The organism is Pseudomonas sp. IPO3778, assembly GCF_013386825.1.
GTDB lineage: Bacteria > Pseudomonadota > Gammaproteobacteria > Pseudomonadales > Pseudomonadaceae > Aquipseudomonas.
Window position 1 is genome coordinate 153,684 of sequence record NZ_JACARC010000027.1, and the last position, 23,897, is coordinate 177,580.

Genomic DNA, 23,897 nt, shown 5'->3' on the forward strand with positions numbered 1-23,897 from the left:
TCGGCCGGCGCCCGGCAGACGTCAGTTTTTCAGCGACATGTTTTCCAGACGGATCAAGCCATCAGGTTGCGGCACAAAACCCTGAACATGGGTGCTGGCAACAAACAGGCGCGGGTCGAAAAACAGGTAGATGTAAGGGTCTTCATCGGCAAGGATGGTCTGGGCCTGATCGTAAAGTGCCTTGCGTGCCGCCAGGTCGTTAGTCACGCGAGCAGCGTTGAGCAACTCATCGACTTTCGGGTTGCAGTATTTGGCGTCATTGAGGGCTGCCTTGCAGGTGACGAACTGATGGATATTTCCATCCGGATCCGGCCGGCCAGACCAGCTGTACAGCGCGATCTGATAGTTGCCCAACTGCTGCTCGGACAGTTGCGTCGCATACTCCCCGGCAATCAAATTAACCTTGAAGCCCGCCTCCTCCGCCATGGCCTGAACGATCTGCCCGACTTGCTGGGAGATAGGGTTGTTGGGCACCTTCAGGTCGATGGCAAATGGCAGCTTGACCCCGGCAGCAACCAGTAGCGCCTTGGCTTTCTCTGCGTTGCGAGGCTGACTTTTCAGTGCGCTGTCGAAATACGGGCTGCTCGGCGGCAGGGCCTGGTTTGCGGGGGTATAGAGACTCTCGAATACCACCTGGTTGATCACATCGCGGTCCAAAGACAACTCCAGGGCCTGGCGCACGCGTTTGTCCTGGCCCAGCGGGGTTTGTGCTGCAGGGCCATTACCCACGTTGACCACCAGTTCCATGTAGCCCAGGCCCGCCGTGCTGTAGACCTTAAGATTACTGTCGCTCTTGGCCGCCGCAACATCAGTGGGGGCCACATGCTCGATCATGTCCAGGTCACCAGATCGAAGGTTCGCCAGGCGCACCGAGGTGTCCGGGATCGGCAGAAACACCACTTTGTCGAAGTGGTAAGCGTCCTTGTTCCAGTACTGGGCGAATTTCTTCAGCACGATGCGATCCTGTTGCACCCGTTCGACAAATTCATACGGGCCGGAACACACCGGCTTATTGCCGAAATCCCCGGCGGCAGCTTTGGGGGCGAGCATCATTCCCGCGCGATCGGATAATTGCGCGATCAAGGTGGCATCGGCCTGCTTGAGGTGGATGGTTACGGTCTTGCTGTCGGTGACATCGACGCTGTCGATGGAGGTCAGCTCACTTTTGCGCTGGGAGTCCGGCAACGTGCGTGCACGGTCCAGGTTGAACTTAACCGCAGCGGCATCGAACGGTTCACCGTCATGGAACGTCACCCCTTCGCGCAGCGTCATGGTCAGCGTCTTGCCTTCGTCGCTCCAGCGCCAGGCAATCGCCAGCCGGGGCACATATTGCAGATCGGCCGACGTGTCCACCAGCTTGTCGCACAAGGCGGCATAGACGAGGCGCCCGGTGTAGGTGTGCGAACGGTGAGGGTCAAGCATGTCCGGGTCATCCTGAATACCGATGCGCAAGGTGTCATTCATGCTGGCAGCAAAAGCTGAACTGCAGGCAAGCAGCATGACTGCCCCTGTGAAACCGAACAGGTGCTTCATGAGTGATGCTCCGTGAGGGTGGACTGACGCGCCTTGAACAGCGCGAGGCGCTGAGAGAGCGCAGTGCTTTGGGTCGAGATGATCAGGCTGCCGCTGCCTGCAGACGCAATTTCTCGCCAGTAGTGGCAGGCCACCTGGCGATCGCCAGGAATCGTCTCCAACAGCGGTTTGCTTTCCTTGCACAGCGCCCGGACATGCGGGCAGCGCGTGTGGAAACGGCACCCGGACGGCGGAGCGCTGGGGCTGGGCATATCGCCGCCCAGTACTTGCCGTGCACGACGGTCGCCTGGATGGCTTACCGGCACGGAATCGATCAGGGCCTGGGTGTAAGGGTGCAGAGGGCTTTCGAACAGCGCATCCACCGGGGCCAACTCGACGATCTCGCCCAGGTACATCACGGCGACCCGGTCACTCATGTGCCGGATCACGGCCAGGCCGTGGGCGACAATGATCAGGGTCAGGCCGAACTGTTCCTTCAGGTCTTCCAGCAGGTTAACCACTTGCGCCTGCACCGACACATCCAGTGCCGACACCGGCTCGTCGCCCAGCAGCAAGGTCGGCCTCGACGCCAGGGCTCGAGCGATGCCGATGCGTTGACGCTGCCCGCCGGAAAACTCATGGGGATAGCGAGTCGCGTGTTCCGGGGCCAGACCGACCGTGCGCAACAGTTCGGCAACACGCTGTTCGCGCTCACTGCGGTTTTCCTTCCCATGCAGCCAGATCGGTTCGCCGACAATAGTCTCGACACTCATTCTTGGGTTAAGGGAGGCAAACGGGTCCTGGAAGATGATTTGCAGGTCCTGGCGTACCCGGCGCAATTCGCTGGCCGACAGGTTGCCCAGGCTGCGCCCCTCGTAAATCGCTTCACCGCTGGTGGGCTTAAGCAGGTTGAGCAACAGACGGCCCAGGGTAGATTTTCCCGAGCCCGACTCCCCCACCAGCGCCAGGGTTTCACCGCGACGGACCGACAATGAGATGCCGTCGACCGCCCGCACTGGCGGCGGGGCTTTTTGCCACAAACCCGCCGAACCGGTGAAATGCCGGGTCAGATCAACAGCCTCAAGAATCGGTTTATCGAGAGCCTTCATGCGGTAACCCCGGCGTGGTTTTCCAGCGGCACTCGCAAACACGCAGCGAAATGCCCCGGAGAAACTTCATAAAGAGGAGGACGTTCGGCCCGACAAGCGTCCAGCACAAACGGGCAGCGCCCAGCGAACCGGCAGCCGGCGGGCATTTCGTTGGCCGTCGGCACACGTCCGGCGATGGTTGCCAGGCGCGCCTGACGAGGGCCGAGAGACGGCATCGAGCCCATCAGGCCGATGGTGTAAGGATGCTGCGGATCATCGAAAATGGCCTGCACCGAGCCACTCTCAACCACCCGCCCGGCGTACATCACCACGACGTCATCGGCCACTTCAGCTACCACGCCCAAGTCATGAGTAATGAGGATCATCGCGGTACCGGTATCGGCCTGGAGGCTGGCGATTAATCCGAGGATTTGTGCCTGTATGGTGACGTCCAGCGCCGTGGTCGGTTCGTCGGCGATGATCAGCGCCGGGTTGTTGGCCAGCGCGATAGCGATCATCACCCGTTGCCGCATGCCTCCCGAAAGCTCGTGAGGGTAAGCATCAAGGCGTTTACGAGCATCCGGCACACGTACCTTCTCGAGCATTTGCAGCGCCCGTTCACGCGCCTCGGCCCTGGAAAGGCCCTGATGGCGAATCATCCCCTCGGCAATCTGCTCGCCAACGGTAAACACCGGGTTGAGCGAGGTCATCGGCTCCTGAAAAATCATCGCCAGTTGGTTGCCGCGGATATCCAAACGCTCAGCCGCGGTCAGGCTCAGCAACGCCTGGCCGATAAAGTCGGCGCGGCCTGCCTGAATCCGGGTGCTTTCCGGCAGCAGGCCCATCAAGGCCAGCGAGGTCACGCTCTTGCCACAGCCAGACTCACCGACGATCGCCAGTGTTCGCCCGGCGACGATAGTGAATGACAAGCCATCGACCACATTCGCCGACGCGCCGGGAAAACGCACGGTCAGGTCCTGTACGTTCAGAACGGTTGAGGCACTCATAAGCTTTCGTCCATGGTTTGTTCGATCGTCTGGTTCAGGGCACTTTGCAAGGCACGCAGATGGCTGCGCATACGCGCGGCGGCTTCGGCCGGGGCGCGAGCCTCGATAGCATCCACCACGGCTTGATGGTCGTGATCGTAGCCCCGCAACTTCTCGGCGCTACGGGCACGGTCGCGCAGGTCACGCCACACAGGGTCAAGACGGATCGCATCAATCATCTCGAACAGATCCAGCAGCAGCCGATTGCCTGCGGCCTCGGCAATGCAACGATGCAAGGCGCTGTCCCACAACTCGATCTGATCGGCGTCCTGCTGGTGTTCGGTCATCTGTGTCAGCAAACGGCGCAGCATGGCGATCTGTTCACCACTGGCTCGCATGGCCGCCAACGACGCCAGCGCGGGCTCCAGGTACAGCCGGGCTTCCATGACTTCGCTGAAGTTGCTGCGACTCGAGAGGCGGGCAAAACTCACCGCACTGGGCGGCGTGGGGCCAATAAATGTACCTCGACCCTGGCGGCGCCAGATTTGCCCTTCCGCCTCCAGCACAGACAAGGCACGGCGTATCGCCCGCCGCCCCATGCCGAACTCCACCACTAATTCACGCTCGGTCGGCAGAGGCTTTTCCGGTGTCAGTGCATGCAACGCAATGAGCTTGCGCAGCGCTTCAATGGCCAGGCTGGAATTGCTTTCTGACATGGCGATGGTCTCGAACCTTTGCATATAGGTCTCAGGAAAAGTGACGCCGCCCCACGGATGTGTTCAGCATAAAAGCCTGGATGCTGGCGGGTGCTTAAACAGAACGAGAGCAAGAGAAGTGCCAAACAACAATTGGTTCGCTTAGCTCACAGGCAGAAAGCCGTAAAGATCACCAGAAACCCAACCATCGATAACGTTGAAGGAACTGAAAATTTATGTCTCATGAGATCAATAGGTAATTGGTTCGCACATAACACGAACCAATTCATTGATAAACACGGGCCGCTCACACCATTAGTTCCAGCGCGCACCAATGTGAAACATGCCCTGTTACCAAAAGTTGCACCTACGTGAGCGCCCGTTGCCCGGAGGGTCAGACAGGCTCGTTTCGAGCAGCCACCGAGACCCGGAACCGGTCAAGCTGCTGCAAAAATGCGGTAACCGCTGCATTTTTACAGCGACACTCACGCGCGAGCTCTTGAACAGCAATGATTACTGGCATTTTTCTTGGCATGCGATATGCGCGCAAGCCGAATAGCCTGAGTCTTTTCGACCAGTTACCCATAAGCCAATTCGAGCCGACCAATTGATGGATACCCTGAATTTACGGATCAATAAAGCCCGGCCCCTTTCAGGCACCGTGAGTGCGGGAGGGCAACTCGTCAGTCTGTCCGCAAGCCTGAGCGATCAATTGGGTTACGCACCAGAAGAGCTGCTGAACCAGCCTATTGAGCGCATCTACAGTGTCGAATCAGTACGCGCCTTGCAGGTGTTATTCGCCAATCCACCCGCCGACCAGATCATTCACAGCTTGGAGCTCACTCTGATTCGCCATAACGGCGGCCTGCTACAAGTGGTCGCCAGCGGGCTGCTGGAGTGGCGCTCGGTCCAACCCGCGCCTGCACCTGTTGAAAATTCCGCTCGGAGTACTCGGCCATCGGCTACAGGAACTGCACAACGCCAATGTCGCGCCGATCTGTACTACCGCCTGGCCGTCTTGCCGGTAGAAATTCCACCATTGCGCCAGCACCGGGATGACTTGCCTTTTTTAATCGACATTTTGTTGAGCCGCATCAATGGGGATCGAGAGCCTTCACTGAGCCTGTCTGCCGGTTGCCGGCAACGACTGATGGGTTATGACTTTCCGGGCAATTAACCAGCATCTGGCCCATGGTTTTGCACGCATGTTGTATGCGGAAATAATTAGCATAAACAACGTAAAAGACTCTAAGCGTATGAAAATTGGCGATCTGGATGGCGCCACTCACCTGATGCTGGGTGCTATTTCAACAGGACAACCCGAACTCGTAAAACCGTACCATCAGACGCTGTTCGCCGGCATCGAGGGCGGCGATGGCATCAGCGATCGCCATAATCTAGAGCTTGGCACGACGTTGCGCTACTCCGCCTTCGGCCTGACTATCATCGGCGATTGGTTGGGCCAACCCCTCGACCTGGAAAAACACGCTTTGCCACGTGACCCCGCATGGGGGCAGTTGGTTGCCAATTGGCGCAACCCCGATCCTGACGCACTGCTGCCGGCGCTGATGGTTGCTTGCGATACCCACGTTGAACGCATTGCTTTGACTGAGCGTGAGGATGACAGCGGGAAGTTTGAGTTCGGCTCAGTGTTCCTCGCCGTTCACCCCACCGAGATCCTCGCCATATTACGCCTGCGTGATCTACTTGGTCTGCCCAACCCGAGCAAAATTGATCACCCGCTGATGAAGACGCCTTACGCCGCCATCACCTGCCTGCCGGGTGCAATCACCCAGCGCGACGAGTTACTTGATCAGTTTCTCTCCATGGTACGCCAGCGGGATCCACACGTTTTTGCAGCAGGGTTATGAGCGATAAGCGATAACCACATTAGAAAAACAGCTCATATAGACTGGAAGGAAGTGATTATGTCTGGACGAGGCGCAATCCGCTTGGGCGATCAGCACTCCGGCGGTGGGTCCATGGTTGAAGCTAATGGTTTTCCGGTGAATGGCATTCTGCAATGCCTGCTGGGGGGCAAGGCGACTTGCCCTACGCACAAAGGCAATTTTCCACTGGTCTCCGGTGGCGACAGGACGGCGATTCATAATGGACGTCCGATGGTGTTGAACCCGCACAACTCGCGTGCGGATGCCGCGTCACTTCGTCATGCACAGCGAAATATGCCAAGGCGTGAACGCCCCCTTAACATGGACTGGACCACTTAATTACATTCAACTTCGCCAATGGTTGAGTGACTCGGTTACCGCTACGACGAACTGGGTAACCTCACCCAATTGGCGCTGCCTGACGGGCGCACGGTCAACTATCTTTGCTACGGCAGCGGCCACCTGCATCAAATCAACCTCGACGGCCACCTGATCAGCGACTTCGAGCGCGACGCCTTGCACCGCGAGACCTTGCGTGCCCAAGGCTCACTCACCAGCCGCTACGGCTACGACACCAAGGGTCGCAAGATATGGCAGGCGGCCATTCATCTGCCTCACGAGCAACTCAGCCAGCTTCAGGAAAAAGCCAACAGCCTGCTCGGCCACCCACAGCACCCGGCCACCGCCCTGCACCGCCGCTACCACTACAGCCCTGGCGGTGAAGTGCAGCGCATCAACGACAAACAGCGTGGGGTGACCAGCTTCACGTATGACGCCAGCGGCCAACTGCGCAGTCGTCAACCCGATCATCCGCAATTGCAGACCGAAGATTTTTCCTATGACCCGGCCGGCAACCTCAGTGGCAGTGGTCGCTGGCAGTTTGCAAGCTTGCCGGACAACCGCCTGGTGGCCTTCAAGGATTTGCGCTTCAGCTATGACACGTGAGGCAACCTGAGTGAGAAAAGCAGTGCGGCTGGGGGTATACAACGCTTTTACTACGACAGTGAAAATCGCCTGATCAGGGCCGAAACCTGGCAAGACACCACCCTGAGCAGCGAGGCCTGTTACGTCTACGATGCACTGGGCCGACGCATCGCCAAGCAGGTCACGCAGGACGGTCAGACTCAGGAGACTAAGTTCCCCTGGCAAGGCTTGCGGTTGCTTCAGGAACAGCAACCGCAATTGCATAGCCTGTACCTCTACGAACCGGGCAGCTACGCACCATTGGCCTGTGTCGACAACGATCCTGAACTGCCTGAACAGGAGGCAGAGCACTACTACTTTCACACCGACCAGATCGGCACGCCGCAGGAAATGACCAACGCGGAGGGGCAAATGGTGTGGCGCGCCTATTACAAGGCATGGGGTGGTCTGGAGGCATTGTCACCGAACCAGGTGGAGCAGAACCTGCGCTTTCAGGGGCAATACCACGACCGGGAAAGTGGGCTGTACTACAACACGTTCAGGTATTACGATCCGGCGGTGGGGAGGTTTACCACTCAGGACCCGATTGGGTTGATGGGTGGGGAGAATCTTTATCGGTATGCGCCGAATGCGCCAGGTTGGATTGATCCTATTGGCTGGTGCTCAGCCAAGCTTGGAAAGAACATGGGTGCCGCAAAAGGTGATGGTACGGGTAACCATCACCTGATTTCCGAAGAAGTAATGAAAAATTTCAATGGGCAGGTTATTAGCACCACAGCCTGCATCAGCTCTGCTTGTAGCCGCGCACGTCATCCACACCACGATTGGCCAGTTGGTCGGCCCGCTCGTTGCCCGGGTGGCCGATGTGCCCGCGCACCCACTTCCAGGTGATGTTGTGGCGGTTGCATTGCTCATCGAGCAACTGCCACAGGTCAGCGTTTTTCACCGGTTCCTTGGCGGCGGTTTTCCAGCCGCGCTTTTTCCAGTTGACCATCCACTCGTTGATGCCCTTCATCACGTACTGGGAGTCGGTCACCAGCAACACGTCGCAACGACGCTTGAGCTCTTCAAGGCCACGGATTGCGCCCATCAGCTCCATACGGTTGTTGGTGGTGTTGGCTTCACCGCCCCACAGTTCCTTCTCCACGCCTTTGCACACCAGCAAGGCGCCCCATCCGCCGGGGCCCGGGTTGCCCTTGCAGGCGCCATCGGTGAAGAGTTCTACGCTATCGGTCATTTCACTATCCATTAAAGCGGGATCCATCAAAGCGGGTTGCCGATAATCGACCGACAAAGGCCCGAGGTCGAGAGGCTCGACCTGAAATCAAAAAAGTGTTTTTTACTGTTCGCTCTGCTTGCGATTGACCTTGGCCATCGGCATCGGCACCAGCTTGCCCATGGGTTCGCGACGCACCTGGCGCACCGGGCGCAGGCCAACGACGATCTTGCGCGCGACCAACAAGTAGAAGCCACCGCCAGACAATTGCCAGGCACCGGCCCTGCGCTCCCAGCCGGCCAGCCGGCCCTGCCACTTGGCGGACGCAAGCGGCGGACGATAGCACCCGAAGCGGCGTTTCTCCAGCGCAAAGCCCAGCAGGTTCAACCAGTCGCCCACCCGCGAGGGCGAGATGCAGCGCGCCTGGCGCAACGCATCGTGGGCGAACACATGGCGTAAACCCCAGGTGCTCCAGGGGTTGATGCCGATGATCAGCAAATGGCCACCTGGGCGCACACTGCTCGCGGCTTCGCGCAGCAAACCGTGGGGCGACAGGCAGAAATCCAGGCCATGCTGCAACACCACCACGTCGGCGGCATGCTCGCTCAGCGGCCACGCCTGCTCCTCGCAGACAATCTCAACCCCCGGCAACGGCGCGCCCAGGCGCACATTGCGTTGCACCTGAGGCGCCGGCGGCGGGGTTTGTGCCGACGGGCCGTAATGCACCAGGTAACCACCAAAGAACCGGCCCAGCTCGTCTTCGAGCATGCGCCGCTCTTCATCCAGCAAAAATTGCCCGATAGGCCCGGACAGCCATTCACGGGCTGCGCTGATCAGGGCCAGCCACTCGGGATCGGCCTGGGCGAACGCTTTATCAGTCATTGCATTCTCCAACTCGCCAAGACGTTCTAAGATGCACCAATGTGTTCAGCTTGGCGAATCAAAGAATGATACAGATCAGTGCCCTGCCCGCCTTCACCGATAACTACATCTGGTTGTTACAGGATCAGCCCAACAAACGCTGCGCCGTGGTCGACCCCGGTGATGCCGCGCCCGTGCTGGCCTGGCTCCAGCAGCACCCCGACTGGACCCTCAGCGACATTCTGGTGACTCACCATCACCATGATCATGTCGGCGGCGTCGAGCAACTTAAAAGTGTTTCAGGCGCCACCGTCTACGGTCCGGCAAATGAAAAGATCCCGGCGCGGGATGTTGCCCTCCAGGACAACGACCGCGTCACCGTCCTCGGGTGGGACTTCGACGTGTTCGCCGTACCCGGTCACACCCTCGGCCATATCGCCTTTTACCACCCGGGCGTGCTGTTCTGCGGCGACACCCTGTTCGCCGCCGGTTGTGGCCGCCTGTTCGAAGGCACCCCGCAACAAATGCATACGTCCCTGCAGCGTCTCGCGGCACTGCCGGCCAACACCCTGGTGTACTGCACCCACGAATACACACAAAGCAACCTGAAATTCGCCCAGGCCGTGGAACCGCACAACGCGGATATCGCCAAACGGGTGGAGAACGTGCGGCAACTGCGGGCTAACGGCGAGATCACGCTGCCTTCGACATTGGCCCTGGAAATACTCACTAACCCTTTTTTACGGACATCTGAAACATCCGTTAAAGAAAAAGCGGACGAACGGAATGGCCGGGATAACCAGGCCGGGAGTGAGGTGTTTGCTAGCTTGAGGTCTTGGAAAGATACGTTCTAAGCGTGCGAAATTTGGTACGTAATTTCTGAATGGTTGACCGCAACCAAAGCGCTTTCTAGAATCGCCCGACATTTTTGCCCGGAACTTACTTCCAGCCAATGTCGTCATCTATTCGTAAATCCAACCATTCAGACGCATTGACCCGCCTGGCTCAAGCCGTGGCGGTGGCTGTGTCCGCTACTCTGGCGGGCTGCCAATCGACCCATTTTGCCGCACAATCCACCGTGCAACCCAAGCCAAACCTTACCGCCAAGATCAAGCAAAAACCCCTTTGGCTCTCAGAGAAGCCAAGCCCGGAAGTGCCCCAGGATGTCTGGGAACGCATGCGCCGGGGCTTTCAATTGCAGGACGGGCTGGGCGTCAACCCGCGCATTGAACAGCAACGACTGTGGTTTGCCAGTAACCCTTCTTTTCTTGAGAACGCCGGCGAACGCGGCAGCCTCTACATTCATTACATCGTCGAACGCCTTGAAGAACGCAACATGCCCCTGGAGCTGGCGCTGTTGCCAGTGATTGAAAGCGCCTACAACCCGATGGCCTATTCCCGCAGCGATGCGGTCGGCCTGTGGCAGTTCGTTCCCGCCACCGGGCGCTACTTCAACCTGCGCCAGACCCGCGCCTACGACGGCCGCCGCGACATCACCGCCTCCACCACCGCCGCCCTGGACTACCTGACACGCCTGCATGACATGTTCAACGGCGACTGGCTGCTGGCCCTGGCAGCTTACAACGCAGGTGAAGGCACGGTCAGCCGGGCCATCGAGCGTAACGAGAAGCTCGGCTTGCCCACAGACTACTGGAACCTGCCACTGCCCCAGGAAACCAAGGACTACGTGCCCAAGTTCCTGGCGCTGTCCCAGGTGGTGCTGACCCCCGAGGCCTACGGCGTCAACCTCAGCCCGATTGCCAACACGCCTTACTTTGAAGTGGTCGAAGTCAACACGAGCATGGACCTGTCACGGGTCGCCGCGCTGGCCGAGATCGACGAAGACGAACTGTTCCAGCTCAACCCGGCCCTGAAGCAGCGCACCACCCTGGACGGCCCGCAGCATTTGCTGGTGCCTACCTCCAAGGCGCAGTTGCTGGCCAGCAGCCTTTCGGCGATGAAGCCGGAAGAATTGCTGAGCATGCGCCCGAAAAAGCCGGTGTTCGACGACGTTGAGCACAAGGCCATTGCCGGTCGCACGCGCAACTACAAGGTGCGCAGCGGCGACAACCTGACGCTGATCGCCAAGGCCAACAAAGTCGACGTACATGACCTGCAGCGCTGGAACAAGCTCAATGGGCAGGGGCTGAAAGTCGGCCAGACCCTGGTGATGCAGGACACCCGCAAGCTGGTGGCCAAGGCTGACAGTAAGAAGCCAGTGCAGTACAAGGTCAAGAAAGGCGACTCGCTGTACATCGTCGCCAAGCGCTTCAACGTCGAGATGCAACATCTCAAGCGCTGGAACCCGCGCACTGGCCAGGCGCTGAAGCCCGGGCAGATGCTGGTGGTTTCCGGGCCTAGATAACACCGCAAACCCTGTAGGAGCGAGCTTGCTCGCGAAAAACGCAAGGGCACCGCGTTAATTCAGAATGCCAGCGTTATCGTTGGCGTCCTTCGCGAGCAAGCGCGCTCCTACAGGTTTAATCGATCCTCAGTCCCTCCCACGGCACCGGCCTTTTTCCAATCGGAACAAGCTGTTACTGTACGGCTCATAAAGCCCAAGCCGCCTGGATCGGATCTCTGACTTGAAGCGTCCCCTCCTTCTACTAATAAGTCTGGCCTTGAGCTTTTCCGCGAACGCGACCATCACCGAGAGCCACGGTTATGCGCAGTTCGGCACGCTCAAGTACCCGGCCAAATTCACCCACTTCGACTGGGTAAACCCCGCAGCGCCGAAAGGCGGTACCTTGCGGGTCATGGCGTTTGGCACGTTCGACACCCTGAACCCCTACACATTCAAGGGCTCCAGCCCGGTCTCCACCGCCAACTTCCTGCAATACGGGGTCAACGAGCTCAACGAGCCGTTGATGGTCGGCACCGGCCAGTACGCCCCGTCCGGCGATGAACCGACGTCCAGCTACGGCCTGATTGCCCAATCGGTGGAATACAGCGAAGACCGCAGTTGGGTGGTGTTCAACCTGCGCCCCGAGGCGCGCTTCCACGATGGCAAACCGATTACCGCCTACGACGTGGCGTTTTCCTATCGCACGCTGCTGACCGAAGGCCACCCGCAGTACCGCACCAACCTGCAGGAAGTGGCCCGGGTCGACATTCTCAACCGCCATCGCATTCGTTTCGTGTTCAAGCGCGCGGGTAACCCGTTGCTGATCCTGCGCCTGGGCGAACTGCCGGTGTTGCCCCAGCATTACTGGAAAAACCGTGACTTCAAGGCCACCACCTTCGAGCCGCCGCTGGGAAGCGGCCCTTACCGCATCACAAAGGTCTCGCCGGGACGCCAACTGGTGTTCGAACGGGTCAAGGATTACTGGGGCAAGGACCTGGCGGTCAACCGTGGTTTCTATAACTACGACAAGGTCGAGGTGGAGTTTTACCGCGACAGCGACGTGGCTTTCGAGGCATTCAAGGCCGGCGAGTTCGATATCTATATCGAGCATCAGGCCAAGAACTGGGCCAATGGCTACAACTTCCCGGCGGTCAACCGTGGCGATGTGATCAAGGCGCAGATCGCCCACCAGATCCCGACCCAGAGCCAGGGCCTGTTCATGAACAGCCGGCGCCCGACCTTCAGCCAGGCCAAGGTCCGCGAAGCGTTGGGCTTGATGTTCGATTTCGAGTGGACCAACCGCACGCTGTTCAGCGGCGCCTATAAACGCACCCTCAGCTATTACCCCAACAGCGAGTTCTCTGCCACCGGCGTGCCTACCGGCCATGAATGGCTGATGCTCTCGCCCTATCGCGACCAGTTGCCGGCCAACCTGTTTACCCAGCCCTTCAGCCTGCCCCAGACCGACGGACGCGGTATCCCCCGGGAAACCCTGCGCCGCGCCCTCGCGCTGCTGGCCGATGCCGGCTGGAAGCTGTCCGGTCAGCGCCTGCTCAACAGTGACGGGCAGCCCCTGCGGCTGGAGATCCTGCTGGTCAATCCAAACCTGGAGCGCATCCTGCAACCCTATGTCGAGAATCTGACAAGCATCGGCGTTGACGCCCGCTTGCGCACCGTAGACCGCGCACAGTACAAACAACGCCTCGATCAGTTCGACTTCGACATGATTCTGATGACCCTTAACCAGACCCTCAGCCCCGGCCTTGAACAGTGGCAGTACTTCCATTCCAGCCAGGCGGGGATCAAAGGCAGCAAGAATTACGCAGGCATCGCCAACCCGGTGGTCGACCATCTGCTGGAACAGCTGCTGGCGGCGCAAACCCGTGAAGAACAATTGGCCGCCGGCCGGGCGCTCGACCGCGTGCTGCTGTGGCAGCACTACAGTATTCCCAACTGGTACCTCAACTATCATCGCCTGGCGTACCGCAACCGGTTCGCCTTCGTTACCACGCCGCCCTACAGCCTGGGCCTGAGCGCATGGTGGCTGAAAGCTTCGGAGAAAGCCCAATGATACCTTTGCGTACTGCATTCCTTGGCGGCCTGCTGTTTTGCGCCACCGCCAGCGCGGCCCCGCAACATGCCCTGACCCTCTACAACGAACCGCCCAAGTACCCCGCCGACTTCAAGCATGTCGACTACGTCAACCCGGATGCACCCAAGGGCGGGACGTTCCGCGAGTCCAGCATGGGCGGCTTCGACAGCCTCAACCCGTTTATCAGCAAGGGCGTACCGGCCGACAACATCGGCCTGATCTACGACACCCTTGCCCAGCAAAGCCTGGACGAACCCATCACCGAATACGGCCTGGTGGCCGGCAAGATCGAAAAGGCCCCGGACAACAGCTGGGTACGCTTCTACATCCGTCCCGAAGCGCGCTTCCACGACGGCCACCCGATCCGCGCCGAAGACGTGGTGTTCAGCTTCCAGACGCTGATGAAAGACGGCTCCCCTATCTACAAAACCTACTACGCCGACGTCGATGAAGTGGTCGCCGAGGACCCGCTGCGGGTGCTGTTCAAGTTCAAGCGCACCAACAACCGCGAACTGCCGCTGATCCTCGGGCAACTGACGGTATTGCCCAAGCATTACTGGGAAACCCGCGATTTTTCCAAGGGCAACCTGGAGATTCCATTGGGCAGCGGCCCGTACAAGGTGGCCGAGGTCAAGGCCGGGCGTTCCATCCGCTATGAGCGGGTCAAGGATTACTGGGCCAAGGACCTGCCGATCAACAAGGGCTTCTACAACTTCGATTACCGCGTCACCGATTACTACCGCGACAACACGGTGGCCCTCGAAGCACTCAAGGCCGGGCAGTTCGATTACTGGCTGGAAATCAGCGCGAAAAACTGGGCCAACGCCTACAACACCCCCGCCGTTGCCGAAGGCCGCCTGATCAAGGAAGAAATCCCCAACGGCAACCCCACCGGGATGCAGGGTTTCGTGTTCAACCTCCGTAAACCGATGTTCCAGGACGTACGGGTACGCAAGGCCATCAGCCTGCTGCTGGACTTCGAATGGAGCAACAAGCAACTGTTCAACGGCGCCTACACCCGCAGCCGCAGCTATTTTGAAAACTCCGAGATGGCCGCCACCGGCCTGCCCGGCCCGGACGAGCTGGCGATTCTTGAACCGCTGCGAGACAAAGTCCCGCCCCAGGTCTTTACCGAAGCCTTCGAGCCCTCGAAGACCGACGCCAGCGGCATGATCCGCACCCAGCAGCGCGAGGCCTACCAACTGCTGAAAGAGGCCGGCTGGAAGATCGTCGACGACAAGATGGTGGACACCACCGGTAAACCGGTGACCATCGAGTTCCTGCTGGCCCAGACCGAGTTCGAACGCATCCTGCTGCCGTTCAAGCGCAACCTCGCAGACTTGGGGATTGACCTGGTGATTCGCCGGGTGGATATCTCGCAGTACATCAACCGCATCCGCTCCCGGGATTTCGACATGGTGGTGGGCAGCTTCCCGCAATCCTCCTCGCCAGGTAACGAGCAACGTGAGTACTGGAAATCGTCCAGCGCCGACAAGCCCGGCAGCCGCAACTACATCGGCCTGAAAGACCCGGCCATCGATCAACTGGTGGAAGAACTCATCGACTCCGACTCGCGCAAGAGCCTGGTGGCCCACGCCAAGGCCCTGGACCGCGTGCTGCAGTTCGGCTACTACGTGATCCCCAACTGGCACATCAAGACCTTCCGCGTGGCGTACTGGGACCACCTCGGCCATCCAAAAGTATCACCGCGGTATGACGTCGGCACCGCCACCTGGTGGAGCAAACCCGACGCCAAGCCTGCGGTAACCGTGGACACCAACCAGACCGCCGATCCGGCGAGCGGGGGCGACTGAGATGCTGGCCTATATTGTTCGCCGATTGCTGCTGATTATCCCGACCCTGTTCGGTATTTTGCTGATCAACTTTGTGATCATCCAGGCCGCCCCGGGTGGCCCGGTGGAGCAGATGATCGCCAAGCTCGAAGGCTTTGAAGGCGCCACCAGCCGTATCGCCGGCGGGGGTGCCGAAGTCTCGGTGGCCGGCTCCAGCTACCGCGGCGCCCAGGGCCTGGACCCGGCGCTGGTGAAGGAAATCGAAAAGATGTACGGCTTCGACAAATCGGCGCCGGAACGTTTGTGGATCATGGTCAAGAACTACGCCCGGCTGGACTTTGGCGACAGCTTCTTCCGTGACGCCAAGGTCATCGACCTGATCAAGGAAAAGATGCCGGTGTCCATCTCCCTCGGGCTGTGGAGCACGCTGATCATGTACCTGGTGTCGATCCCGCTGGGGATCGCCAAGGCCACGCGACACGGCAGCCATTTCGACGTATGGACCAGCTCGGCGATCATCGTCGGCTACGCGATCCCGGCGTTCCTGTTTGCGATCCTGCTGATCGTGGTGTTCGCCGGCGGCAGTTATTTCGACTGGTTTCCGCTGCGGGGGCTCACCTCCAACAACTTCGACGAGTTGAGCTGGGGCGGCAAGATCCTCGATTACTTCTGGCACCTGGCCCTGCCCGTCACCGCCCTGGTGATCGGCAACTTCGCCACCATGACCCTGCTCACCAAAAACAGCTTCCTCGACGAGATCAACAAGCAATACGTGGTCACCGCCAAGGCCAAGGGCCTGACCAACCACCGCGTGCTGTACGGCCATGTGTTTCGCAACGCGATGCTGCTGGTGATTGCCGGCTTTCCGTCGGCGTTTATCGGCATCTTCTTTACCGGCTCGTTGCTGGTGGAAGTGATCTTCTCCCTCGACGGCCTGGGCCTGATGAGCTTTGAAGCGGCGATCAACCGCGACTACCCGGTGGTGTTCGGCACGCTGTTTATCTTCACCCTGCTGGGGCTGGTGGTGAAGCTGATCGGCGACCTCACCTACACCCTGGTCGATCCGCGCATCGACTTCGCCAGCCGGGAGCATTGAGATGAATCTATCCCCCCTCAATCGTCGCCGGTTCGAGCGCTTCAAGGCCAACAAACGTGGCTGGTGGTCGCTGTGGCTGTTCCTGATCCTGTTCGGCCTGAGCCTGGGCGCCGAGTTGATTGCCAACGACAAACCGCTGGCGGTGCACTACGACGGCGACTGGTATTTCCCGGCTCTCAAGCGCTACCCCGAGACCACCTTCGGCGGCGAATTCCCGCTGGAAGCCAACTACAAAAGCCCCTACATCCAGGAGCTGCTCAAGGCCAAGGACGCCTGGACCTTGTGGGCACCGATCCCGTTCAGCTACCAGAGCATCAACTACGACCTGAAGGTTCCGGCGCCGGCACCGCCGTCACGGGACAACCTGCTGGGCACCGATGACCAGGGCCGCGATGTGCTGGCACGGGTGATCTACGGCTTCCGGATTTCCGTGCTGTTTGCCCTGACGCTGACGGTACTCAGCTCGATCATCGGCGTGATCGCCGGCGCCTTGCAGGGTTTCTACGGCGGCTGGGTCGACCTGGCCGGCCAGCGGTTCCTGGAAATCTGGTCCGGCTTGCCGGTGCTGTACCTGCTGATCATCCTCGCCAGTTTCGTGCAGCCCAATTTCTGGTGGCTGCTGGGGATCATGCTGCTGTTCTCCTGGATGAGCCTGGTGGACGTGGTGCGCGCCGAGTTCCTGCGCGGGCGTAACCTGGAATACGTGCGGGCGGCCCGGGCGCTGGGGATGCAGAACGGCGCGATCATGTTCCGCCATATCCTGCCCAACGCCATGGTCTCCACCATGACCTTCATGCCCTTCATCCTCACCGGTGCCATCGGCACCCTCACCGCCCTGGACTTCCTGGGCTTTGGCCTGCCCGCCGGTTCGCCATCCCTGGGTGAACTGGTGGCCCAGGGCAAATCCAACCTGCAAGCGCCGTGGCTGGGCATCAGTGCCTTTGCCGTGCTGGCGATCATGTTGAGTTTGCTGGTGTTTATCGGCGAGTCCGCTCGCGATGCCTTCGACCCGAGGAAATGAGATGAATCAGGACAATCTGATCGAAGTCCGCGACCTCTCTGTCGAGTTCGTCGTAGGCAACAGCCACCAGCGGGTGGTGAACAACGTCAGCTTCGATATCAAGCGCGGCGAAACCCTGGCGCTGGTGGGCGAAAGCGGCTCCGGCAAGTCGGTGACGGCGCACTCGATCCTGCGCCTGCTGCCCTACCCGCTGGCCCGTCACCCTTCCGGGACCATCCAGTACGCCAATAACGATTTGCTGACGATGAAAGAAAAAACCATCCGGCATATTCGCGGCAACCGGGTGGCGATGATTTTCCAGGAGCCGATGACCTCGCTGAACCCGCTGCACTCCATCGAGAAGCAGATCAACGAAGTGCTCGGCCTGCACAAGGGGCTGACCGGCAAAATCGCCACCCAGCGCACCCTGGAGTTGCTGGAACTGGTGGGCATCCCCGAGCCCCACAAGCGCCTCAAGGCCCTGCCTCACGAACTGTCCGGCGGCCAGCGCCAGCGGGTGATGATCGCCATGGCCCTGGCCAATGAGCCTGAACTGCTGATTGCAGACGAGCCGACCACGGCGCTCGATGTCACCGTACAGTTGAAAATTCTGGAGTTGCTCAAGGAATTGCAGGCGCGCCTGGGCATGGCCTTGCTGCTGATCAGCCACGACTTGAACCTGGTCAGGCGCATTGCCCACCGGGTCTGTGTGATGCAAAAAGGCTGCATCGTCGAGCAGGCCGAGTGCGAAACCCTGTTCCAGTCACCCCAACATCCGTACACCCAGGAACTGCTGGCGGCCGAGCCCAGCGGCGGGCCTGCCACCAATGCAATCGGTCCGCCGTTGCTGGAAGTCGAGGACCTGAAGGTCTGGTTCCCGATCAAGAAAGGCTTCTTGCGCAACACCATCGATTACGTCAAGGCCGTGGATGGCATCAACTTCAGCCTGCCCCAAGGCCAGACACTGGGCATTGTTGGTGAAAGCGGCTCGGGCAAATCCACCCTGGGCCTGGCGATTTTGCGGCTGATTGCCAGCAAGGGCGGCATCCGCTTTGAAGGCCATCAGATGGATAAGCTGAGCCAGCAACAGGTGCGCCCGCTGCGCCGGGAAATGCAGGTGGTGTTCCAGGACCCGTTCGGCAGCCTGAGCCCGCGCATGTGCGTGAGCGAGATCGTCGGCGAAGGCCTGCGCATCCACAAGATGGGCACTGCGGCCGAACAGGAAGCGGCGATTATTGCCGCGCTCAAGGAAGTGGGCCTGGACCCGGAGGCCCGCAATCGCTACCCCCACGAATTCTCCGGCGGCCAACGCCAGCGCATCGCCATCGCCCGGGCTTTGGTGCTCAAGCCCCGGCTGATATTGCTGGATGAACCGACCTCGGCCCTCGACCGCACCGTGCAGCGCCAGGTGGTGGAGCTGCTGCGCAACCTGCAGACCAAGTACAACCTGACCTACCTGTTCATCAGCCACGACCTGGCAGTGGTCAAGGCCTTGAGTCACCAGTTGATGGTGGTCAAGCATGGGCAAGCAGTGGAACAAGGGGATGCACCGGCGATCTTCGCCAACCCCCAGCATGCCTATACGCGGCAATTGCTGGAGGCAGCGTTTCTGGTGCCCAGCCCTGATCCGGCCTGACGGACGCTTAAAAATCGGTTGAGGCCGACAACTCACGCCAGGCGTCGGTCTCTTCCTTGACGTAAGCCAGCTTGCCCTCAATCGCCTGCAACGTATCAGTGCCCAGTGCCAGGCGCATGGGCGGGTGCGGCGCTTCTACCAATTTGATCATGGCCACTGCCAGTAGCTCCGGGTTACCCGGTTGCTGCTGGTTGTAGACCTTGGCCAGCTTGCGCACCTCCCCAGAGGTGGCGGCGTAGTCTTCAATGACCAGGGGCGACTCCACCAGGGAGTTACCGTCCAGGAAGTCGGTACGGAAGTATCCCGGCTCCACCACGGTGACCTTGACGCCCAAGGGGGCGAGTTCTGCGTGCAGCGCCTCACTCAAACCCTCGACGGCAAACTTGGTCGAGCAATAGGTGCCAAATCCAGCACCGGAGCGGAAGCCGCCCACCGACGAGATATTGATCACATGCCCACTGCGCGCCTGGCGCATGAACGGCAATACACCCCGCGTGACGTTAAGCAGGCCGAACACGTTGGTTTCATACAGCCGACGAATCTCATCGGCAGACGCCTCCTCCACCGCACCCAACAAGCCGAAACCGGCGTTATTGACCAGCACATCGATACGCCCGAAGTGCTCGACTGCGGCGCGGGCCACGTCAGCGGCCTGGGATTCATGGGTCACATCCAGTTGCACCGCCAGCAAGCCGGGCTGCTCGCCAAATCGTTCAATCACCGCTTGAGCATTGCGGGCCGTCGCCACTACCGCGTCGCCGTGGGCCAGCGCCGCCGCGACGATTTTTGCGCCGATGCCCCGGGAAGCCCCGGTCACCAGCCAAACACGCTTGAAGGAATGTGCCGTTGTCATGATCCGTACCTGATGGAGTGAAAGTGAGGTAAAGGTACGCCTCCGCATTAGCCTGAAAAACCCGCTCGTGCTACAAGCACTATGAATCTGAATTTCATAATGGAAATCCGATGAACCTTGATCCATTCAATGGCTTGACCGAATTTCTCGCCGTCGCCGAACTGAAGAGCTTCACCCAGGCCGCCGCACGCCTTGGGGTTACGCCGACGGCCGTCAGCCACGCAATAAAAACCCTGGAGACGCGCACGGGCGTGGTGTTGTTCCAGCGCACCACACGGCGGGTGGCGCTGACCGAAGCCGGGATGACGCTTTACGCCCGCTTGCGCCCCGCCGCCGGGGAAATCGACGACGCCCTGGCAGCCCTCAGCGGCTACCGTGACCGGCCCATGGGCACCCTGCGCCTCACAGTGCCGCGCCTGTCCGGCAAGCTGCTGATCGAGCCATTGATCCCACGCTTTCGCGAGGCATTTCCGGATGTAGTGCTGGATATTTCCCTGGATGATGCTGCCGTGGATCTGGTGACCCAGGGCTTCGATGCCGGGATTCGGCTGGGGGAATCCATCGACAAAGACATGGTCGCCGTGCGCCTCACGCCGGACTTGAACTGGTCGGTGGTGGGTGCTCCCGCCTACTTCGCCAAGGCTGGCACCCCGGCGACGCCCGAGGCGCTGACCGGCCATCAAACCATCGGCTATCGCTTCCTCACCGCCGGCACCGCGCACCGTTGGGAATTCGCGCGGGCGGGCCGAGTGTTCACGGTCGGCGTTCAGGGCGGGCTGATCGTCAATGATCGCAACCTGATGATCGCCGCCGCCCGGGCCGGCCAGGGCCTGGCCTATGTGAGTGACTTTGAGGTGGTGGATGACCTGGCATCGGGCGCCCTGGTGCAGGTCCTGCAATCTTTTGTGCCACCCAGCAGCGGGCTGTACCTGTATTTTCCCTCCCGTACCCAGAACCAGCCGAAACTGCGGGCCTTTATCGATTTGGCGACCGCCTGGGTCGCCTCGAGACCGCCCGGGATCCAGGCCGCCCGTTCCTGGTAGACACCGAACAGGGCCGCCTGCGGGCGCTGGGCACCCGGTTCAGCGTGTTGCAGGACGGCGACAGCACGCTGCTCAATGTGTTTGAAGGGTGAGTCGAAGTGCGCACCGCCGCGAGCCATCAGGTGCAAATCACCGAGGCCGGGCAACAAGTGTTTTTCACCCGTGACGGGTTCACTGCCCGCTTACCGGCGTCCGCCACCCGCGAAGCCTGGGGCCGTGGCGTGTTGCTGGCGGACAACCTCCCGCTATAAGACTAGCGAACGAAAAACCTTGGAAGAAACTTAGTATAGGCAGACCGAAATGGTACGAACTCGAAAAGTCGAACGCGATTTAAACACGGATGAAAACTTTGAATTTAACTACATCAAGGACAATAGCCCTGTAAGTGGGATTGTTCTTAAAGAAAACTCCTACATACACCTATAACTTTCAAAAACAAAACAACATCAAAAAAAGACTCGGTGCCATTGGGTAACTGTATAAAACGACTAGCCTATCAATCCACTCCTTATCTTATCTGCCGTATCTATTGATTTATCACTCCATTATTCCCCATACTCCGACGAGGTGATGATAAACACATTATCAGGGATAAAGGCTGAAACGCGTAAAGGGGCGATAGGCTCACAAGAAACACCTGCCCCAGCGCCGTCACCTCGCTCTGATACTCATTCTCCAAGGGGTCTTAAACCGAGGAGATCATACGAGAATCCTGGGAATCTGATTTCAACACAAACCAAGTCTGAGATGTCCGGGTCGCAGATTAATCGCCTCACGAAAGATATGGAAAAAAAATGGCTTCGATCCAAATCATCCCGTTGATGTCTGGAGGAATCCCGGCACGGAGCGACTGGAAACTCAGGACGGACACCATCGGGCGGCGGCAGCAAAAAAAGCGGGTATTGAAAAGATTCCGGTCGACATTTGGGAGTGATGTAATGACTAAAAAATATAAAGCTGCGTTTATAGTCCCTATCCGGGCCAGCAGGATGCTCGGAGAGGATGGTTGGGAGTTTGAAAGCTCTGTGCGTCTATCAAAAAATATTGGCGATGACTTAATAGAAACCCTGAGGCTTACGTTTCTAGAAGAGTATTCCGGGATAAGGAAATATGCAGGCGAAGGCATAGGGATGTCTATAGTGTTCGACGATAACCAAGAGGTGGAAATGATTTATTTTCAGTTGTCGGACGGGGCATTAGCATCGCTGTCCGAGATATGCCAACGCATTGATGTCTCGTCTGAGGCAGAGATTTTCGTGCCTTGAAAAAGCCAATATTTTTGGCTGACTCTAAAGGGTATAAGCTGCGCGGAATGAATTACCGGGTCGCTGACATTGGGTAGGTGTCGTTTGGACAAGGTATTTTCTAGATTCCTAAAAAGTTTGGTGGCCCAGTTGATCGTCAGGAAGTGCCAGCGTCGAGTATCGAGCGTTATAGGGGGAAACTGCCCAATCAGCTTCTGGAATATTGGGCTGAGCACGGCTGGTGCGGATACGGTGATGGAATTTTCTGGATAGTTAATCCTCAAGAGCACGAAGGAGTAGTTGCATCTTGGCTTGAAGGGACAATCCTTGAAGAACGTGACACGTACCACTTAATTGCTCCAGCCACACGAGCCAGAAAGGATTTACAAGATAAATTACAAGGACGGTTTAACGAAGAGTTTTTACAAACTCTGACCCCCAAAGATGCGAGAGTAGAGAGTCTAAAAAAAGCTAAAGAAACGATGTCAAACCTTGCTGGCCTGCATAACCCCGACTTGAGCGCTGGCGGCAAGGACATTATTGCAGACTTTGGTGACAGACAGGTGAATTCAAGCATTGGTCCACAGTGGAAAAATAAAATAGAAAACCTGAAAAGTGTAGCTGAAAACATATCAAAACCAATGAGAGAATCAACCTTCCTCAATGTAAGGCTCCATAAGTATTAAAGGTGATGAATAATGGATGAAGTATTTTCAATTTTTTTAGAAGAGTTCGGCAATATCATTGACCGACAGGAAGTGCCACCGTCAAGTATCGAGCGATATAAAGGCAAATTGCCCAATCAACTTTTTGAGTATTGGGCTGAACATGGCTGGTGCGGTTACGGCGATGGCATCTTCTGGTTAGTGAACCCGCAAGAGTACGAGGGGGTGATAGGGGCTTGGCTTGAAGGAACGAAATTTGAAGCCTTTGATACCTACCATCTGATTGCCCGTAGTGCCTTTGGCGATCTGTATCTTTGGGGTGAAAAAACGGGGGCGTCCCTTAAAATAACTAGTATCCTTTCTCGCTATACAACACATTCATCTATATATACAGGGGAGCAAATGGACAAAGGGCTCCGCTCTTTTCTACTATCCAGAAATTTTGACTCTAACGATTATGGCGATCTGTTCAAACCAGCGAAGAGAAAGCTGGGGGTTTTGCGTCATGACGAGATGTATGGCTTTGTTCCAGCGTTTATGTTGGGCGGGTCAGACACCCTTGGTCATCTTGAAAAAGTAAAAGCAGTGGAGCATTTGATACTGCTTTCACAGATTACAGAGCTTCAGCCTTACAGTTTTTCAGACCTTTAAGACAAGGGTATCAATACCAACTCGCAAGGGAGGTGGTGACTTATCTGGCATGATGGGTAAATTGACGAATGTACTTTGTTATGGTCATCACCCGCCAGCAAATGGACGACCAAGGTTCCAACAGCATCGCCGACACCCTGCGCCGCGCGCCCGGTGTGAGCGTGCAGAACTACGACAGCGAACGCTGGGAGTTTCCAGCCCCTGCAATTGGCGACCCGCTGGGACTTTTGAGTGAGCCACGGCAACGCCGTCGTGGCCCCCACCACGGCGGTTGATTGAAACTACACGGCATCAGGAAGGTACCTCTTT

Annotated in this window: 20 protein-coding genes and 5 pseudogenes; 18 read left to right on the top strand and 7 right to left on the bottom strand. The window is 58.7% G+C overall.

Translation table 11 applies throughout. The annotated features are described in order from the left end of the window. Positions 1-21 precede the first annotated feature (21 nt). From HX855_RS11960 to HX855_RS11975, 4 genes are read right to left on the bottom strand one after another with little or no spacing between them, the layout of a single operon-like run. Positions 22-1,533, bottom strand: a complete 1,512-nt coding sequence (locus HX855_RS11960; RefSeq protein WP_177085461.1) for an ABC transporter substrate-binding protein — start codon at positions 1,531-1,533, stop codon at positions 22-24. Next, the gene (locus HX855_RS11965; protein ID WP_177085463.1) at positions 1,530-2,621 is read right to left on the bottom strand and encodes an ABC transporter ATP-binding protein; all 1,092 of its coding nucleotides are present in this window, start codon (positions 2,619-2,621) and stop codon (positions 1,530-1,532) included. Before HX855_RS11965 ends, HX855_RS11960 begins: the two co-directional genes overlap by 4 nt. Next, positions 2,618-3,607 carry an ABC transporter ATP-binding protein gene (locus HX855_RS11970; protein WP_177085465.1) on the bottom strand — a complete coding sequence of 330 codons (990 nt, stop codon included), beginning with the start codon at positions 3,605-3,607 and terminating at the stop codon, positions 2,618-2,620. Before HX855_RS11970 ends, HX855_RS11965 begins: the two co-directional genes overlap by 4 nt. Next, positions 3,604-4,326, bottom strand: a complete 723-nt coding sequence (locus tag HX855_RS11975; RefSeq protein WP_177085467.1) for a FadR/GntR family transcriptional regulator — start codon at positions 4,324-4,326, stop codon at positions 3,604-3,606. Before HX855_RS11975 ends, HX855_RS11970 begins: the two co-directional genes overlap by 4 nt. A gap of 943 nt (positions 4,327-5,269) precedes the next feature. Between HX855_RS11975 and HX855_RS33870 the strand changes: the two are divergent. The 4 genes and pseudogenes from HX855_RS33870 to HX855_RS33875 all read left to right on the top strand — a co-directional run. Beyond that, positions 5,270-5,354 (top strand): annotated as a pseudogene (locus HX855_RS33870) (hypothetical protein); the annotation flags it as partial. 84 nt (positions 5,355-5,438) lie between these two features. Next, positions 5,439-6,152 (top strand): hypothetical protein, encoded by a 714-nt coding sequence (locus HX855_RS11990; RefSeq protein WP_256352992.1) that lies wholly within the window; start codon positions 5,439-5,441, stop codon positions 6,150-6,152. A 426-nt stretch (positions 6,153-6,578) separates the two neighbouring features. Continuing rightward, positions 6,579-7,115 carry a hypothetical protein gene (locus HX855_RS11995; protein ID WP_177085469.1) on the top strand — a complete coding sequence of 179 codons (537 nt, stop codon included), beginning with the start codon at positions 6,579-6,581 and terminating at the stop codon, positions 7,113-7,115. A 279-nt stretch (positions 7,116-7,394) separates the two neighbouring features. Then, entirely contained in the window at positions 7,395-7,985 is a 591-nt protein-coding gene (locus tag HX855_RS33875) for an RHS repeat domain-containing protein (RefSeq protein WP_375140079.1), read from the top strand. Here HX855_RS33875 and rnhA read toward each other — a convergent pair. Continuing rightward, entirely contained in the window at positions 7,879-8,331 is a 453-nt protein-coding gene (gene rnhA, locus HX855_RS12005) for a ribonuclease HI (RefSeq protein WP_010171667.1), read from the bottom strand. The genes HX855_RS33875 and rnhA overlap by 107 nt on opposite strands. A gap of 102 nt (positions 8,332-8,433) precedes the next feature. Continuing rightward, positions 8,434-9,192, bottom strand: coding sequence for a methyltransferase domain-containing protein (locus HX855_RS12010; protein WP_177085473.1), 759 nt, complete (start codon positions 9,190-9,192; stop codon positions 8,434-8,436). A gap of 65 nt (positions 9,193-9,257) precedes the next feature. On the opposite strand from HX855_RS12010, the gene gloB reads away from it, so the two are divergent. The 7 genes from gloB to HX855_RS12045 all read left to right on the top strand — a co-directional run bounded on the left by gloB (position 9,258) and on the right by HX855_RS12045 (position 19,132). Then, positions 9,258-10,025, top strand: a complete 768-nt coding sequence (gene gloB / locus HX855_RS12015) for a hydroxyacylglutathione hydrolase (protein ID WP_177085475.1) — start codon at positions 9,258-9,260, stop codon at positions 10,023-10,025. Positions 10,026-10,123: 98 nt separating this feature from the next. Further along, positions 10,124-11,536 (top strand): lytic transglycosylase domain-containing protein, encoded by a 1,413-nt coding sequence (locus HX855_RS12020; RefSeq protein ID WP_177085477.1) that lies wholly within the window; start codon positions 10,124-10,126, stop codon positions 11,534-11,536. A 220-nt stretch (positions 11,537-11,756) separates the two neighbouring features. Continuing rightward, entirely contained in the window at positions 11,757-13,586 is a 1,830-nt protein-coding gene (locus HX855_RS12025) for an extracellular solute-binding protein (protein ID WP_177085479.1), read from the top strand. After that, positions 13,583-15,421, top strand: coding sequence for an extracellular solute-binding protein (locus HX855_RS12030; RefSeq protein ID WP_177085480.1), 1,839 nt, complete (start codon positions 13,583-13,585; stop codon positions 15,419-15,421). The genes HX855_RS12025 and HX855_RS12030 overlap by 4 nt, the downstream gene beginning before the upstream one ends. Before the next feature lies 1 nt (position 15,422). Continuing rightward, positions 15,423-16,496 (top strand): microcin C ABC transporter permease YejB, encoded by a 1,074-nt coding sequence (locus HX855_RS12035; RefSeq protein ID WP_017477557.1) that lies wholly within the window; start codon positions 15,423-15,425, stop codon positions 16,494-16,496. A 1-nt stretch (position 16,497) separates the two neighbouring features. Beyond that, on the top strand, positions 16,498-17,517 hold the full coding sequence (locus HX855_RS12040; protein ID WP_177085483.1) for an ABC transporter permease: 1,020 nt from the start codon (positions 16,498-16,500) through the stop codon (positions 17,515-17,517). 1 nt (position 17,518) lies between these two features. Further along, positions 17,519-19,132 carry an ABC transporter ATP-binding protein gene (locus HX855_RS12045; protein WP_177085485.1) on the top strand — a complete coding sequence of 538 codons (1,614 nt, stop codon included), beginning with the start codon at positions 17,519-17,521 and terminating at the stop codon, positions 19,130-19,132. Positions 19,133-19,139: 7 nt separating this feature from the next. On the opposite strand, the gene HX855_RS12050 is transcribed toward HX855_RS12045, so the two are convergent. Continuing rightward, complete coding sequence (locus HX855_RS12050; protein ID WP_177085487.1) at positions 19,140-19,985, bottom strand: oxidoreductase; 846 nt, start codon at positions 19,983-19,985, stop codon at positions 19,140-19,142. 110 nt (positions 19,986-20,095) lie between these two features. Here HX855_RS12050 and HX855_RS12055 point away from each other — a divergent pair, with 110 nt between their 5' ends. The 7 genes and pseudogenes from HX855_RS12055 to HX855_RS33885 form a co-directional block, all read left to right on the top strand. Beyond that, entirely contained in the window at positions 20,096-21,028 is a 933-nt protein-coding gene (locus HX855_RS12055) for a LysR family transcriptional regulator (protein ID WP_177085489.1), read from the top strand. Further along, positions 20,989-21,276 (top strand): annotated as a pseudogene (locus tag HX855_RS12060) (FecR domain-containing protein); the annotation flags it as partial. The gene HX855_RS12055 and the pseudogene HX855_RS12060, both read left to right, overlap by 40 nt. Positions 21,277-21,809: 533 nt before the next feature. Continuing rightward, positions 21,810-21,962 carry a ParB N-terminal domain-containing protein gene (locus tag HX855_RS33880; protein WP_375140080.1) on the top strand — a complete coding sequence of 51 codons (153 nt, stop codon included), beginning with the start codon at positions 21,810-21,812 and terminating at the stop codon, positions 21,960-21,962. 415 nt (positions 21,963-22,377) lie between these two features. After that, positions 22,378-22,631 (top strand): annotated as a pseudogene (locus tag HX855_RS33035) (GAD-like domain-containing protein); the annotation flags it as partial. Positions 22,632-22,634: 3 nt separating this feature from the next. Next, positions 22,635-22,958, top strand: a pseudogene (locus tag HX855_RS12075) (polymorphic toxin type 15 domain-containing protein); the annotation flags it as partial. A 12-nt stretch (positions 22,959-22,970) separates the two neighbouring features. After that, complete coding sequence (locus tag HX855_RS12080; RefSeq protein WP_177085491.1) at positions 22,971-23,588, top strand: GAD-like domain-containing protein; 618 nt, start codon at positions 22,971-22,973, stop codon at positions 23,586-23,588. Positions 23,589-23,665: 77 nt separating this feature from the next. Continuing rightward, a pseudogene (locus tag HX855_RS33885) lies at positions 23,666-23,782 on the top strand (TonB-dependent receptor plug domain-containing protein); the annotation flags it as partial. Between the last annotated feature and the right edge of the window lie 115 nt (positions 23,783-23,897).

Excerpts from the sequence above, each read along its gene's own strand:
- HX855_RS12020 (WP_177085477.1), top strand. The coding sequence starts at position 10,124 with ATGTCGTCATCTATTCGTAAATCCAACCATTCAGACGCATTGACCCGC.
- HX855_RS12050 (WP_177085487.1), bottom strand. The coding sequence starts at position 19,985 with ATGACAACGGCACATTCCTTCAAGCGTGTTTGGCTGGTGACCGGGGCT.
- rnhA (WP_010171667.1), bottom strand. The coding sequence starts at position 8,331 with ATGACCGATAGCGTAGAACTCTTCACCGATGGCGCCTGCAAGGGCAAC.
- HX855_RS12035 (WP_017477557.1), top strand. The coding sequence starts at position 15,423 with ATGCTGGCCTATATTGTTCGCCGATTGCTGCTGATTATCCCGACCCTG.
- HX855_RS11965 (WP_177085463.1), bottom strand. The coding sequence starts at position 2,621 with ATGAAGGCTCTCGATAAACCGATTCTTGAGGCTGTTGATCTGACCCGG.
- gloB (WP_177085475.1), top strand. The coding sequence starts at position 9,258 with ATGATACAGATCAGTGCCCTGCCCGCCTTCACCGATAACTACATCTGG.
- HX855_RS12010 (WP_177085473.1), bottom strand. The coding sequence starts at position 9,192 with ATGACTGATAAAGCGTTCGCCCAGGCCGATCCCGAGTGGCTGGCCCTG.
- HX855_RS12080 (WP_177085491.1), top strand. The coding sequence starts at position 22,971 with ATGGATGAAGTATTTTCAATTTTTTTAGAAGAGTTCGGCAATATCATT.
- HX855_RS11975 (WP_177085467.1), bottom strand. The coding sequence starts at position 4,326 with ATGCAAAGGTTCGAGACCATCGCCATGTCAGAAAGCAATTCCAGCCTG.
- HX855_RS11970 (WP_177085465.1), bottom strand. The coding sequence starts at position 3,607 with ATGAGTGCCTCAACCGTTCTGAACGTACAGGACCTGACCGTGCGTTTT.
- HX855_RS12045 (WP_177085485.1), top strand. The coding sequence starts at position 17,519 with ATGAATCAGGACAATCTGATCGAAGTCCGCGACCTCTCTGTCGAGTTC.
- HX855_RS11960 (WP_177085461.1), bottom strand. The coding sequence starts at position 1,533 with ATGAAGCACCTGTTCGGTTTCACAGGGGCAGTCATGCTGCTTGCCTGC.
- HX855_RS12040 (WP_177085483.1), top strand. The coding sequence starts at position 16,498 with ATGAATCTATCCCCCCTCAATCGTCGCCGGTTCGAGCGCTTCAAGGCC.
- HX855_RS12055 (WP_177085489.1), top strand. The coding sequence starts at position 20,096 with ATGAACCTTGATCCATTCAATGGCTTGACCGAATTTCTCGCCGTCGCC.
- HX855_RS11990 (WP_256352992.1), top strand. The coding sequence starts at position 5,439 with ATGACTTTCCGGGCAATTAACCAGCATCTGGCCCATGGTTTTGCACGC.
- HX855_RS12030 (WP_177085480.1), top strand. The coding sequence starts at position 13,583 with ATGATACCTTTGCGTACTGCATTCCTTGGCGGCCTGCTGTTTTGCGCC.